We start from the raw sequence: 15,372 nt of genomic DNA on the forward strand, positions 1-15,372 counted from the left end.
CCCCCCACCACTCAGACCTTCGAGATCAATGACATAATACATTCCATTCTCGTCAAAGCGCTCCAACTTGTAGCCGCCAACCAAATTCTTGGTTGATGGCTCGCAACCGCAAAGGCAAACGCTAGCGGCAACACTTGCAATCAAAAGTTTCATTCCACACATAAAATTAAGTCCGATTTGCGGCCAGGAAACCTGGAAGGCGGCGGCGGCGCTGCCTGTCAACCGATTTGGATGATCATAACTCTTGGTTGTCGTCATCCGCAGCGTCGCGTTGTTCGTGAACCACAGTTTCACCAATGGTGATTGGCCAAATAGGAATACGTTGCTGAGCGCATCCGGAACGCTGCGTCAGTGCTTACTTTCATTGACGCCACGCGAGCGTTGATTGGCTCGTGGGTGCTATTTCGTCCCCAATCGCTCACAGAGTTTCTTGGTGGCTTCACTCCCGAAGACTTCACAACCGCCTTCCGCGTAAGTCCGCAAGGCCTCTGAGGCTTTAATTTGAGCCGCACTGACATTCTTAAGCGCCTGGTTGAAGACCTCTTCCTTTTTTGCTTTCAAGCTATAGGCGACCAATGCCGTAACGATTTCGAGTTTATCCTGCCCGGTCAATCTGTCCTGCACAGAATTGGTTGTGGCATCTTTTAGCACTAACAACCGCTTCAATAGTAGGTTTTCAAAAATATCCACTCGATCAGTTGAAAGTGCCAGCAAACCGATCGTGGCAATATTTCTTTCGCTTCCAAGCCGAACAACATTGGTCGCCGCCATCAATGCTTCGTCATGCGATTTTAATCCTGCTTTGGCTCCAGCAAGCAAGCTCCAGCCCTTCCAATCGTTTGAATAAGTATTGACGTACTCCCGTGCTAGTTCTGCTGCTTCAGGGTATAAACTAAACATGGCGTAACTGCGACCAATGGGGAGTTTCATTTTGGTCGTGATTCCATTGGTATGCGCCAAATGATAGGCAACAATTTTTCCCATGTTCGCTTCGTTGACGACTTTGGGCACCTCTTCTACCGGCACTTTCCCTTTATCGTATTGCTCCAGTTCATTCCGGATTTCTTCAGCCTCAGCTTTTGTCAAAGGCGGAAATAATTTCTTTAATTCCTTGGAACGCTCTTGGGCCGTTGACAGGAAAGAGAAAACCATAACAAGGGCCAGAGTGATGGCGATTTTGGTGTGTATTTTCATTTTATCAAAATCTCAGGTCCGACCAGAGGGTTTTGGTTTTGACTACTATGTATTTCATTTCCGCAACATTTGCTTACGTCACCAATGTAGTGGTCTCCGCTCATTCCTCGGCCATCATGCCTCCACAATGGCGACAATCAAGCCCGCCCGAAAGCTCAGGATCACAACTACGCGGCGCGGGATTCGACTGCGGCAATGCAGCGGCGGCAGATGGTCGGGTGTCGGGCATCCGCGCCAACATCGGTTTCCCAATGCCAGCAACGTTCGCATTTTTGACCGGCGGCTCGGGTGACGGTGAGGGCCGGCGTCTCGTTGTCGCCATCCGCCAAGGTCACAGCCGAAACGTTGAGCAGTTCGCGCAGGGAATCCAAGTTCGTGCGTGCGGCTTCCCAAAGCGGTCCGCGTCCGGTCACGGTCAGTTGCGCTTCCAGTGATTTGCCAATCCGCTTGGCCTGTCGCGCTTGCTCGAGCTCCGGCAAGGCCAGTTCGCGCAACGCGAACAAGTGCTTCCAGGTGGTGATTTCAGATTCCTCGCGCTGGAATCCGCTCGGCGACCATTGCGCCAAATGCACGCAGGCTGTCGGTTTGGCGGGTATGAACTCCCACGCTTCATCGGCGGTAAACACCAGAATGGGGGAGAGCATCTGGCACAGCCCCGTCACCAGCTGATGCAACACCGTCTGAGTGGACCGACGGCGCGGCGCGGCGGCCGGATCGGTGTAGAGCCGGTCCTTGATGATATCGTGATAAACCGCCGACAGCTCGACGGCGATGAACTGACTGAGCTTTTGGTACACCACATGAAACTCGCTCGCAGCGTAAGCCGCAGCCACCTCGGTTTCGAGCCGCGCGAACTCGCCCAAAATCCAACGGTCCAATCCGGTGAGCTGCGCCGCGGCCACGGGGTGCCGGGCGGGATCAAAATCGTAAAGATTGGAGAGCTGGTATCGCAGCGCGTTGCGGATGCCGCGATAGGTTTCACCGACCTTGTTGATGCGCTCTTCACTGACGATGATGTCGTTGCGGAAATCCTGCGAAGCCACCCAGAGCCGCACCACGTCCGCGCCGTATTTTTTAACGTACGCCTCGGCGGTCTGCGGCTTTTCGTAACCGCCCTGTTTGCTCTTGGAAATTTTCTCGCGATCCGCATCCACCATGAAGCCATGCGTCAACACGGTTTTGAACGGCGCCGCGCCGTTGCCGGCCAACGACAACAGCAGCGAGGACTGAAACCAGCCGCGATGCTGGTCGCTGCCTTCAAGGTACATGTCCGCTTGAAACGGCTGGGTCGCTCCGGCGATTTCAGGTCGGCGGGCAATGACCGAACGCGAGGACGAGCCGGAATCAATCCACACGTCAAGCGTGTCCTGCGACTTGGTCACGGCTTCCGCGCCGCGCCAATCTGCGGGCCTCACCGCAGTCCAAAGTTCGGCGGCGGATTTTTCAAACCACACGTTCGAGCCGTGCTGCTCGATCAAGGCGGCGGTGTTGCGGACGATTTGCGCGTCCAGAATGGCTTCGCCGTTGGCGTCGTAAAAGGCCGGGATCGGCACGCCCCACGTGCGTTGGCGGCTGATGCACCAGTCGGGGCGCGATTGCACCGCGCCGCGGATCCGGTTAACGCCCCAGTCCGGAACCCAGCGCACCCGGTCAATCTCGGCGAGCGCGCGCTGGCGAAAATCCTGGTGATCAATCCGGATGAACCACTGATCCATGGCGCGAAAGATGATCGGCGTTTTACTCCGCCAACAATGCGGGTAGCTATGGTGGTAATTCTCCTGATGCAGCAACGCCCGGCGCTCGCGCAGTTCGTGCAGCACCACTTCGTTCGCTTCGCTCCGACCGTGCTTTGCCAAAGTGGATTTGCCGAGCATGTGTCCCGGCATCTGCTGCTCGATCGGCAGATCGGAAGTGTGAACCAATTCGCCGTCGTCGTTCACCGGCGAATAGATGGGCAAATCGTGTTGACGCCCCAGATGGTAGTCATCCAGACCGTGTCCCGGCGCGATGTGGACGAAGCCCGTGCCGGTGTCGTTGGTGACGAAATGGTCCCCGGCAAACAGTCTGCCGGTGCGCTGACAGAACGGATGGTGATATTCGAGCGTTTGCAGGAATGTTCCGTCCAGACTGCGAATAATCTGGTAACTTTCCCAACCACACTTCGCCGCGACCGCGGGCAGCAACGCGGTTGAAACGATGAACTGCTCCGCGCCCGCCTGCACCTGCGAATAGCTAAACGTGGAGTTGTAGGCGACGGCCAGATTGGCGGGCAACGTCCAGGGCGTGGTGGTCCAGATGACGATACTGACGCCGGGTTGTCCGAGCACGGGGAACTTGACGAACACACTCTGACTAACGTGATCCGCGTATTCCACCTCGGCTTCGGCCAGGGCCGTGCGCGCGGGGATGCTCCAATAAATCGGTTTCTTGCCGCGATAAACAAACCCCTGCGCCACGATGTCGGCAAACAGACGCAGCTCGTCCGCTTCGTATTCCTTGTTGAGCGTCAAATACGGATTTTCCCAATCACCGAGCACCCCGAGGCGTTTGAATTGGGTGCGTTGGATGTCAATGAACTTGCGCGCATAAGCGTCACAGGCTTTACGGATGGTGGCGGCATCGGCGGCGGTGTTGCCGGCCTTGCGCATTTCCGTGGTCACCTTGAATTCGATCGGCAGGCCGTGACAATCCCATCCGGGAATGTACGGCGCGCTTTTACCGCGCAGCGTCTGATACTTGATGATGATGTCCTTGAGAATCTTGTTGAGCGCCGTGCCGATATGCACGTCGCCATTGGCGAACGGCGGTCCGTCATGCAGGACAAATTTTTCCGCGCCGCGCCGCGCCGCCTGGATTTGCGCGTACAAACCGGCCGCCGTCCATTGCTGCAATCGGATTGGCTCCCGCTTGATCAGGTCGGCTTTCATCGCGAAATCCGTGTGCGGGAGGTTCAGTGTATTCTTGTATTCCATTACTAAAAGGAGACGGAACGGTATCAAAAGAGCCGCATACCCGTCAAACGCGCCGCGAAATGAACGTGCAATGAACGCTTCGTCTTAAAGTGGCACGGTCGTTCATCATCAGGAATCAGATTAGAACCGGCGCGCGCAGCGGACATCATTCCGGCCACCATCGCTCATTGGGAAATGCGTGAAAACCGCCAAAACCCCTAAAAACCCCTAAAAACCAGATGCGCGGCCCTACCACTTGTGAGAAAATGCGTCCATCGGAATGTTACGCAGAAAAATCTTTCAAAACCCAAGTCTGATGCTGCTGCTGTGCGGCGTCGCGCTGGTTTCGCGGGTGCCGGCCGCACCCACCTTCGCCAACGGGGTGACGGCGGGTGTGGTTTCCATTCCACAACTGGACGAATGTTCCGGCTTGATCGCCAGTCGCAACAACGCCGGAGTGCTTTGGGCTCACAACGACTCGGGAGATGACGCCCGCATTTTTGCCTTGAGCACGCAGGGGCAACTCCTGGGAATTTACGAATTAACTGGCAACGCCACGCACGTGGATTACGAGGATATCGCCATTGGTCCCGGGCCGGTGCCGAATGTGTCGTATCTGTATGTGGGCGACATCGGCGATAATAATGCCGACCGGAAGAACATTCGCATTTATCAAATTCCGGAGCCGGCCGTTTACGCACGGCAGCAGGCCAATCCGCCCACACGCGATTTGAAAGGCACCCGGCGAATTGTTCTCACCTATCCCGATGGCGCGCACAATGCCGAAGCCCTGTTCATTGATCCCACAACTGGCGATCTGTTCATCGTGACCAAGGAACCCACGACCAGCCGCATTTACACCGTGACCCAGGCCGCGCTCAACGCGGGCAACAAAGCGGAGTTAACTTACGTTTGCGACCTGGTCTTCGATGTTCCTTCCGCGGCAGACATGTCGGCTACGGGCAGGGAAATCATCATTCGTCAGGAAGACTTTGCCCGCTTATGGACGCGCACGAATGGTGAAAGCATTGCTGCGGCTTTGGCGACGACCCCGATCGTGGTGCCGGTGATTGGGCGACCTCTCGAAGGCAATGGTGAGGCAATCACTTTCGACGCCGACGGCAACGGTTACTTTACCCTGAGCGAATCCAGCAGCGCCGAACCGCTTTATTACTTTGCCCGCACCAGCCCGGATGGTTCGCGCCCCACCCAGGTGCTGGTGGCCGCGGGCGCCACCTGGAAATTTTTGGACGACGGCAGCAATCAAGGCATGGCGTGGCGGCAGACCAATTTTGATGACTCCACCTGGAACGCTGGTGAGGCGCAATTCGGTTATGGTGACGGCGACGAACAAACCGTGATCAGCTACGGCGCGAACGCCAGCAACAAACATCTCACCACCTACTTCCGCAAAAGCTTCGTCGTGAACCACGCGCCCTGCCTGGAAAACGTCACGCTCAAATTGCTTGTGGATGATGGCGCGGCCGTTTTTCTGAACGGCACGGAGATTGTGCGCTACCGTCTGGCAGCCGGGGCGAGCTTCAACACGCCCGCAGCCAGCGCGCAACCTAAGGACCTGGAAGACACCTGGTTCAGCTTTCCGATTGATCCCAATCTGCTCGTGCGCGGCACCAACACGTTGGCGGTGGAAGTTCATCAAGTCGCCGGCAACGATTCCGATCTGAGCTTCGATCTGCAACTGACCGTCAAGGAAAGCGGCGCGGTCAACTTTATTGATTGGACGGTGCTGAACCACGTCGCAACTTTGACCCTCTGCGGTCCCAGTGGTTCAAGCGCCGTGCTGCAAGCCAGCACCAATCTGACGACGTGGACCAATCTCGGCAGCGTGCAATTCACCGACGGCACCGCGACTTTAACCGTGCCGCAATCGGCGAATCAGCCCCACCGATTTTTTCGCGCCGTTCAATGAACGAAATGCCGGCGGCAGCAACGCGCGGCTCAACTGATCACGGACGCTTCTCTTCGGCATCAATAAAGTCCACGAAATTTTTAATGTCGTCGCGATCGGACAATCCGGCCTGTTCCTTGCGCATCTTGAGGCGCGCCTGACCCTCCCCGTCATCGGGCTGCGGATAATTCAGCATCTTGGCCAGCAACGCCGCTTTGTCCGCGGCCGGACGCTTCACATGATGCTTCACCCAATCGCAGACTTGTCCATCCGTGATGGAATTTTTCACCACCGCCACCATTTGTTCGTGGGTGACTCCAGCGGCTTCAAGCCAGCTTTTATCAAAACCGCGCGCGCCGAAGTTCGGCTGGTAATCCGGATGTAATTTACCTGCCAGGTGCAGGCGGATTTTGTCAATGTAACGCGGCAAGTGCGACCAGCCATCCATCGTTTCACGCGGGCTGCGGGGAAAAATAATCTCGCTCATGTCGGCATGATGGCAGGCAGCGACCCGGCCTGTCAATTTTACGCCTGAGCCTGCTGAAAGACGCGGCACGAGTCGTCGCCACACGGACATGCGGATTGCCATTCGTCCCGGCAGCCGGTAAAAACGCAGCGCGTGATGATCATCAGAAAATCAAACCCGGTTCGTTGGCGCGAGGTAGCGGTTGGAATTCTCCTCGGTGCCGTGCTGCTCTCCGGTCATTGGGCGACTGCGCAGAGCCAGTTGTCGCTCCGCGTCATGACGGCCAATCTGACCTCCGGCAATCAGCAGAGTTATCTCGATCCGGGGATTCGGATTTTTCAGGGGCTGCAACCGGACATTGTCTGTGTTCAGGAGTTTAATTACGGCGGCAGTTCCCCGGCGGAACTGCGCAGTTTTGTGGACACGGCGTTTGGCACGAACTTCCATTTCATTCGCGAGAGCGAATCAGGCTACGACATTCCCAACGGCATCATCAGTCGTTGGCCCATTCTCGCCGGCGGCTCGTGGGATGATTCAGCCGCGCCGAATCGCGGTTTTGCGTGGGCGCAAATTGATCTGCCGGAGACCACCAACGATCTGTACGTCGTGAGCGTGCATTTGCTCACCGCCAACGCCAGCACTCGTAACGCCGAGGCAACCCAACTGAAGAATCTCATTCTAACGCATTTCCCGGCGGACGCGTGGATCATCGTCGGTGGCGACTGCAATACGGATTCACGCGCGGAAGCGTGTCTGACGACTTTCAAAACCTTCCTCAGTGACTCGCCCCGACCGCACGACGGCAGTTTGGAGAGCAACGAAAACACGAACGCCAGCCGACAGAAACCCTACGACTACGTGTTGCCCAGTTTTTCGCTCACCAACTTTCTCACCCCGGTCGTCATTGGCGCGCGCGCTTTTCCAAACGGTTTGGTGTTCGACTCGCGCGTGTATTCCCCGCTCAGCGCCGTTGCGCCGGTGCAGGCGGCGGATTCCGGCGCGCTCAATATGCAACACATGGGCGTGATCAAGGATTTCGTTCTGCCGCTGGTGGGCGACACGGATGCGCCGATCATTCTCGCCCAACCGCAAAGCCAAACCAACGTGATCGGAGCAACCGTGACCTTCACCGTTTCCGCCATCGGAACTCCGCCGCTGGTCTATCAGTGGCTTTGGTTTGGAACGAACCTTCCGTTCGCCACCAACGCCGCTTTGTCCCTGCCGAATGTGCAGTCCACAAATGCCGGTGCTTATGCGGTTGTCATTACCAACGCGTTCGGCAGCGTCACGAGTCACGTCGCGCAATTGGTGCTTCAGGAAGCGGTTCCCGGCGAGATCGTTGTGCTGGCGGGTTGGGAGGTGGGCGGTTTGTCGAACTACGGCCCTTCACCCTTTGCGCCGACTACCAATGCCGCGCACCTCACCGTCACGGGGTTGACGCGCGGGACCGGAGTGGGCGTCAGTGGCACGGCGGCGGCCAGTGCTTGGGGCGGCAACGGTTTCGATTCCAGCTCATTGGCAACGGCGGAAGCTGCGGGTGATTTCGTCACGTTTGCCATAACCGCCGCTGACGGTTACACGGTGTCCTTCACCAATCTCAATCGGTTCGATTATCGTCGCTCCAATACCGGTCCCGCCAATGGTGCTTTGCAATACCAGCTTGGCGCGGGCAATTTCATCACTCTGGCTAATCTGACTTACCCGGTGAACGCCAGCAGCGGGGTGTCGCTCGATCCCGTTGACCTTGCCCACGTCAACGCGCTGCAAAACGTTCCAGCCGGGCAAACCGTCACCTTTCGGATCGTGAACTTCGGCGCCACCAGCGCCGGCGGCACCTGGTATATTTATGATGTTGCCAAAAGCCCCGCGCCGGATTTCAGCATCATGGGTTCGGTCAACCCATCCCGTCCGCCCACCGATCCCCCTGCGCTGCCACCCACGCTGGATCAGGTCGGGTGGATGAATGGACAATTCCAATTCACGGTTAACGGTACTACGAGTTCGAATTATGTCGTTCAGGTAACCACCAGTCTTCACGACGGCAACTGGCGTTCCGTACGCACCAATTCCGCGCCATTTATTTTTGTGGAAACTGACTTCGGAGAATCGCCGCAGCGCTTCTATCGCGGTCTGATTGCCCCGTGAAATTCAAACCGAGTTCACGGGTAAGTTTACTGTTCCACCGTGCTCCGGATTTCGCCGGTGTGCAGTCGTGTGCGCAGGGCTTGTCCGGGTTTGACCCGGACGGCATCCCGCACCACCGTTCCGCTGCGCGCATCCAGCGTGATCGAATAACCGCGCGCCAGCACTTGCTCGGGACTTAACAACCGCAAACGGGTGGTGGCGGCGCTGAAGCGCTCCTGTTGTGCGCGCAGTTGGAGGCGACCTTGTTCCAACAACCGGCGCGTGTTTAATTGCCACCGTTCGCTCTGCTGTTTCACCAACCGCTCCGGTCGCACCAACTTCAGTCGCGCGGTCGCATTGCGCCAGGCCGCGATCTGTTCTCGCGTGCCTTGTCGCGCGCAGCGGGTCAAGGAAGCGCCTAAATCATCCAAGCGCTGCGCCTGCTCACCGAGCCATCGGTTCGGATGCACGCGAGCGAACCGGTGGGCAATGGTTTCAAAATCCTCCCGAGCGGCCGAGCAACCACGCTGCAAATAAAACTTCAACATTTCCGCCGCTCCCAGAATGAATTCACGACTGGAAAATACGCCCTCCGTAATGATTTCCGCCGCCGCGCTGGGAGTCGCGGTGCGCACGTCCGCCACAAAATCGGCAATGGTAAAATCAATCTCGTGACCGACTGCGGAGACGACTGGCAGCGCTGATTCAAAAATCGCCCGCGCCACGACCTCCTCATTGAATGACCATAAATCTTCCAACGAACCGCCGCCGCGCGTCACCAAAATCAAATCCAAACCGTGGCGCTGAGATTTGGCGGCGGCACCGCCACCTGCTTCTGACCGAACCAGACTCCATTCATTCAGCCGACGAATGGCCGCCGCGATTTCGCGCGCCGCCTCGGCGCCCTGCACCCGACAGGGAACCAGAACAATTTCCAAACCGGGGTCGCGCCGCTGAATCACTCGCAACACGTCGCGAATCGCCGCGCCGCTGGCCGAGGTCACCAATCCCAGGCGCTGCGGATAGCGGGGAAGCGCCCGCTTGCGTTCGGCAGCGAATAATCCTTCCGCCGCCAGTTTTTGTTTGAGCTGCTCGAACTTCAGTTGCAACGCGCCCACGCCCTGCAACTCCACCGCGCGCACCAGCAATTGATACTGGCCGCGCGCTTCATATACCGTCACCTCCCCTTGCAACAAAACCTTCTGTCCGTCAGCCAGCAAATCGCGATGCGTTACTTTTTCCTGACGAAACAACACGCACGCCAGTTGCGCACCCGCGTCCTTGAGCGTGAAATAGATGTGGCCCGAACTGCCCTGCCAGCGGAAGTTGCTGATCTCGCCGCTCACCCAGATCGTTCCCACCTGCTTTTCCAGCAACCGCTTGACCTGCGTGGTGAGTTCGCTGACGGAAAGCACGCGGCGGGTTTGTTCCGGTGAAAATAATTCGCCGAAGTCCCACTGCGATTTTGCTTTTTTACTCATTCAGTCATCGGGTAACAAATTTGCAATCGGGTTCGCGGAAGGATCAAGCGCCTCAATCCAATCGTCGTCCGGCCCTAATTGGTCGGCCCGGCTTCGATGCGCAAGAATTCCGTTGGTTGAGCCGCGACCACCTCCGGCTGCGATAAAGCGGCCGGCAACAGACAAAACCCGCCGGCTCGAACGACTACGTTTGGCAGGCGAACCTCGCCGCGAATTACTCCAATAATCTGCATTCGCGCCGCCGGCAGTTTGACTCGTCCAGAATCAATCACGCGATACTGTTCCACCGTGAACAGCGGATCGCGCACCAATTCGCGCCGAGATAAATTACCCGCCACGATCTCCTCGGCCTTCACCAAGGCCGGCTCAAAGTCGTTGAAATCAATGCTCGCCAGGGATTGCGAAAGGTGCAGCTCGCGCAGCTTGCCATCCAAGCCGACCCGATTCCAATCAAACACGCGATACGTGGTATCGGAGTTTTGTTGAATTTCAAAAATGACCAATCCCGCGCCGATGGCATGAACGCGGCCACTGGGCAAAAACATGGTGTCTCCAGCCCGCACGAGCACGCGATGAAAACAATCCGCCACACTGCCGTCCGCGAGCTGGCGTTCAAAATTCGTCCGAGAAATTCCACGTTTCAATCCCGCGTAAAGCTCGGCGCCGGATGCGGCGTCAGCCACAAACCACATTTCGGTTTTGGGATCGCCCCGCAATTTTGCCGCCTGCGCCGCCGGAGGATGCACTTGCAGTGAAAGTTTCTGTTGCGCGTCAAGCAACTTGATCAAGAGCGGAAACCGACCGGCGGCCAACGGAACGTCCCCCAACAAATCCGTCCGATGATTTTCCAGCAGCCAATGCAGCTCGCGTCCGGCGAAAGCGCCGTTGGCGATGACGCTGACATCATCAGGGCGATCGGAAATTTCCCAGGATTCGCCAATCGGTCGTGCGGGGGGCAGATGCTTGCCGTAGAGCCGCTCCAGGTTGCGCCCGCCCCAGATGCGCTCCTTGAAAATCGGCTGAAAAGTTAGTGGATAAAGTTGAGACATGGCGCGAATCAAACCCGCATCAGACCGGCCTGGCCAAATGTTAACGCAGCAACCATTACTCAGGCGCCGTTGGGTTGAAGTGGCGCGGCTGCGCTCTTGCGACTCCGCCGCGTCGTGGTCTTGATGGGTGGGTTGGCCTTTTCCTCGAAATAACCATAAGCGCGGAATTTATCGTAGCGCTGCTTGAGGCGATCGGCGGGTTTCAGGGCGCTTAACTGTTCGAGATGCCGCAGCACCGCCGTCTTGAGCGCCGCGGCCGTTTTCGCCGGATCCGTGTGCGCTCCGCCGAGCGGTTCGGGAATGATTTCATCCACCAACTTCAGCTCCAGCAAATGTTTTGCGGTAATTTTCAGCGCTTCCGCCGCCTTGGGTGAAGCGGCCCGATCCTTCCACAAGATCGCCGCGCAACCTTCCGGACTGATGACCGAGTAATAGGCGTTCTCCAAAATCAACACGCGACCCGCCACCCCGATGCCTAACGCGCCGCCCGACCCGCCTTCGCCAATCACCGCCGCAATGATCGGCACTTCCATCAGCATCATTTCGCGCAGGTTGACGGCGATAGCCTCGGCGATGTGACGTTCTTCCGAGGCGATCCCCGGATACGCGCCCGCCGTGTCAATCAACGTAATGATCGGCAGTCCAAATTTATCCGCCAAACGCATCAAACGCAGCGCTTTGCGATAGCCTTCGGGATGCGCTGAACCGAAATTCCGCAGGATGTTTTCCTTGGTGTCCCGGCCCTTTTGGGTGCCGATGACCATCACGCGGTGTTCCCCCAGTTTGGCCAAGCCGCCGACCACCGCGCGATCATCGGCATATAACCGGTCTCCGTGCAGTTCTTCAAAATCCGAGAACGCCAGTTTGATGTAGTCCAACGTGTAAGGCCGCAACGGATGCCGGGCCAGTTGGACGCGTTGCCACGGAGTCAGGTTGGAGTAAATCTCGCGCCGGGTTTCTTCGATCTTGACCTGAATCTGCTCGATCTCCGTTTCGAAATCCACGTCGAGCGAGTGGGATTCGGAGTGTTGGCGCAGTTCTTCGAGTTTTTTCTGAAGTTCAAAGATCGGCTTCTCGAAGTCGAGCTGATGTTTCATGCGGAGGACATGTTAGGACAGGCGAAACAGGAATCAAACGCGAATCTTCGAGGGTAAAACAGAGGGCCGGACTTGCGTCCGGCCCCGAAGTGACGAGGTTTTAACGCCTTCACTTAAGGCGCTCAGAAGGGCAGCACGGCCAACTTGGAGGGCGCTGTTCGCACCGTGCTGCGAGCAAAACCTCTATGCCAACCCTAAACGAACAGCGAAATTCTATTCCACCGATACTAATGAGATACCCAAACCCAAGTCTTCGTTCAAACTTTTCAAGGAACTCTCCGCTCTCTACTCCCTTGTCACGCCATTACGACTTGTACGAAATCGCGAACCGTAAGAATCTGGATACAACCTGTAATGGGAGTAGAGCAAATCCCCCAAGCCGCCGCAAGCCTTTTTCAAAAATTTCTCAGGAGTAAAATTCATCCGGCAACTTCGGAGAGAAATTCACCCCGCTAATGTGAGGTTTCACGGGAATTTCACTTGCATGACCCGGCAAATCTGCTTAACAAACAGACATGGATTCCCGTCGTGATTTCCTGAAAAAAGCCGCTCTACTCGCCGCTGGCGGCGCCAGCGGTGGTTTGTTCCCCGCCTCCATCCAACGCGCGTTCGCCATTGATCCGCCCGCCGGTTCAACGTACCTCGACGCTGAGCACGTGGTCGTGCTGATGCAGGAGAATCGCTCGTTCGATCACGCGTTCGGTCGCTTGCGCGGCGTACGTGGCTTTAATGATCCGCGCGCCGTCAAGTTGCCGGATGGAAATCCCGTCTGGCTGCAAAGCAACAAACAAGGTGAAACCTACGCGCCCTTCCGGCTCGACCTGCACGGCAGCAAATCCACCTGGATGAGTTCGCTGCCTCATTCCTGGGGCGACCAAACCGCCGCGCGCAACAGTGGTCATCATGACGGGTGGCTCGATGCGAAGCGCTCGGGCAACACCGCTTACGCACAACTGCCTTTGACCCTGGGATTTTATGATCGCGAGGATCTGCCGTTTTATTACGCCCTGGCGGATGCGTTCACTGTCTGCGACCAAAATTTCTGCTCTTCCCTGACCGGGACCACTCCCAACCGGCTCTACCTGTGGAGCGGCACCATTCGCGCCGAACCTTCCATGCAATCCAAGGCCAACGTCTGGAATTCGGATGTCAGCTACGGCTCGGAAGCGCACTGGAAAACCTTTCCCGAACGCCTGGAAGAATCCGGCATCTCGTGGCGGATTTACCAAAACGAACTCAGCCTGGAGACCGGCTTCAAGGGCGAAGAGGAGGCGTGGTTGGCCAACTTCACCAATAATCCGCTGGAGTGGTTTTCGCAGTATCACGTGCGCTTCCACGAGCGATTCCGGCAAGAGTTGCCCGCCATGGAACAGGCGACGGAAACGCACTTGAAACAATTGGAGGCCAAAACAGATCCCACCGATCAGGAGCGCAAAAAAATCACCCAGCTCCAGGCCGAATTAAAACGCATCCGCGGCTGGCGGGAAACTTACACCGCCGCCAATTTCGCCAAGTTGCCGGTCCGCGAACAGAACCTGCACCGAAAAGCGTTCACCACCAATCTGGGCGATCCGGACTACCGGAAACTCACCAGCCAAACTTATCAGGACGGAGCGCAGAAACGGACCATGCAAATGCCCAAAGGCGACGTGCTGCATCAGTTTCGGAAAGACGTGCAAAGCGGACAGTTGCCCACCGTATCGTGGGTCATTGCTCCGGAACGGTTCTCGGATCATCCCGGCTCCCCGTGGTACGGCGCATGGTACATCAGCGAGACCTTAGACATCCTTACCAAAAATCCCGAGGTTTGGAAAAAAACCATTCTGGTGCTTTGCTACGACGAAAACGATGGTTACTTCGATCACGTTCCCCCCTTCGCGGCGCCGTCGCCAAATGTTCCCGGGGCCGGAAAGGTTTCCGTGGGAATTGACCCTTCAGTGGAACACGTTCCCACGTCACCGGACCGTCCGACGCTGCCCATTGGTCTGGGATTCCGCGTGCCGCTGGTCATTGCCTCACCGTGGAGTCGTGGGGGCTATGTGTCCTCGCAAATTTTCGATCACACTTCGATTCTGCAATTGCTTGAAAACTGGCTGACTCATAAAACCGGCCAGGCGATCAAGGAAACCAATATCACCGACTGGCGACGCACCGTCTGCGGCGACCTCAGTTCCGTTTTTCGACCGTTTCACGGTGAAAAGATTCCGTTGCCCAAGCCGGTCGAACTCGCCCCCTTCCTGGGTTCGATTCACCAGGCGCAATTCCGTCCTCTGCCCTCTGGTTTCAAGCGCCTGAACTCCGAGGAACTCGCCGCCACCCGCAACACCCCGCGCCCCCTCCGCGGTATGGTCGAGCAAGAGCCGGGCACTCGACCGGCCTGCCCGCTGCCGTACGAATTGGCGGTGGACGGTCGCTTGAATGTGGAGCGCAAAGCCCTGCGCATTTCCTTTGTCGCGGACAACCAATTCTTCGGCAAACACGCCGCGGGCGCACCGTTCCGCGTGAACGCTCTGACCAAGACCCACACCGCCGCGGGCAAGCTGGAGACCAATCGCGTTTGGGATTACACGGTGAAAGCTGGAGATCGCTTGATGGACGATTTCGCGTTGTCAGATTTCCTTGATGAGCATTATCACCTGCAGATCAATGGCCCCAATGGCTTCCGCCGCGAGTTTCAAGGCAATGCGGATGATCCCGCGTTGGAAGTGCAACTGAACCCGACCTCCAAGAGAAATCCGGCCAGCACGGTCTTGCACCTGACCAATCACCACGCCGATCGTTCCCTGACGGTGACCATCACTGACCTGGCCTATGGCACGGGAGTGCAGACCGTAACGCTGAAGCCAGGCGAAACCCGCAATGTCGCGTGCGATCTGGCCGCCAGCCACGGCTGGTATGACTGGCAGATTCGCGTCAAAGACGCGCCGCGCTACGAGCAACATTACGCGGGCCACATCGAGACCGGCAAGGAAAGCTCCAGCGATCCTCAAATGGCCTGATCGCACCCGGCTTCATTCGCCCTCACCTTTATCCGTGGGGTCGGCGCATTTTAGAACCTGGGGACATCGTGACCTCGATGTTAGAGTTTGGGTAAGTAGGCT

General features: G+C 57.4%; 9 protein-coding genes. 3 read left to right on the forward strand and 6 right to left on the reverse strand.

Features of this window, described 5'->3' with window-relative positions; genetic code table 11:
* Positions 1-399: 399 nt before the first annotated feature.
* Positions 400-1,194: a hypothetical protein gene (locus M9920_10280; protein ID MCO5052679.1), complete on the reverse strand. Its 795-nt coding sequence runs from the start codon at positions 1,192-1,194 to the stop codon at positions 400-402.
* A 167-nt stretch (positions 1,195-1,361) separates the two neighbouring features.
* Entirely contained in the window at positions 1,362-4,166 is a 2,805-nt protein-coding gene (ileS, locus tag M9920_10285; protein ID MCO5052680.1) for an isoleucine--tRNA ligase, read from the reverse strand.
* Between the two features lie 259 nt (positions 4,167-4,425).
* Between ileS and M9920_10290 the strand changes: the two genes are divergently transcribed.
* Positions 4,426-6,075 (forward strand): hypothetical protein, encoded by a 1,650-nt coding sequence (locus tag M9920_10290; protein ID MCO5052681.1) that lies wholly within the window; start codon positions 4,426-4,428, stop codon positions 6,073-6,075.
* Between the two features lie 37 nt (positions 6,076-6,112).
* Here the strand turns inward: M9920_10290 and M9920_10295 are convergent, their stop codons facing one another.
* Positions 6,113-6,541, reverse strand: coding sequence for a DUF5069 domain-containing protein (locus tag M9920_10295; protein ID MCO5052682.1), 429 nt, complete (start codon positions 6,539-6,541; stop codon positions 6,113-6,115).
* Between the two features lie 135 nt (positions 6,542-6,676).
* Between M9920_10295 and M9920_10300 the strand changes: the two genes are divergently transcribed.
* The gene (locus M9920_10300) at positions 6,677-8,665 is read left to right on the forward strand and encodes an endonuclease/exonuclease/phosphatase family protein (protein ID MCO5052683.1); all 1,989 of its coding nucleotides are present in this window, start codon (positions 6,677-6,679) and stop codon (positions 8,663-8,665) included.
* Between the two features lie 26 nt (positions 8,666-8,691).
* On the opposite strand, the gene xseA is transcribed toward M9920_10300, so the two are convergent.
* The 3 genes from xseA to M9920_10315 all read right to left on the reverse strand — a co-directional run bounded on the left by xseA (position 8,692) and on the right by M9920_10315 (position 12,271).
* Positions 8,692-10,125, reverse strand: a complete 1,434-nt coding sequence (xseA, locus tag M9920_10305) for an exodeoxyribonuclease VII large subunit (protein ID MCO5052684.1) — start codon at positions 10,123-10,125, stop codon at positions 8,692-8,694.
* 74 nt (positions 10,126-10,199) lie between these two features.
* Positions 10,200-11,174, reverse strand: a complete 975-nt coding sequence (locus M9920_10310) for a class I mannose-6-phosphate isomerase (GenBank protein ID MCO5052685.1) — start codon at positions 11,172-11,174, stop codon at positions 10,200-10,202.
* Between the two features lie 59 nt (positions 11,175-11,233).
* A complete protein-coding gene (locus tag M9920_10315; protein MCO5052686.1) occupies positions 11,234-12,271 on the reverse strand; it encodes an acetyl-CoA carboxylase carboxyltransferase subunit alpha in 1,038 nt (345 codons plus the stop codon).
* Between the two features lie 515 nt (positions 12,272-12,786).
* Here M9920_10315 and M9920_10320 point away from each other — a divergent pair.
* A complete protein-coding gene (locus M9920_10320; protein MCO5052687.1) occupies positions 12,787-15,270 on the forward strand; it encodes a phospholipase C, phosphocholine-specific in 2,484 nt (827 codons plus the stop codon).
* The last annotated feature ends 102 nt before the right edge of the window (positions 15,271-15,372 follow it).

The organism is Verrucomicrobiia bacterium, from assembly GCA_023953615.1.
GTDB lineage: Bacteria > Verrucomicrobiota > Verrucomicrobiia > Limisphaerales > JADLHS01 > JADLHS01.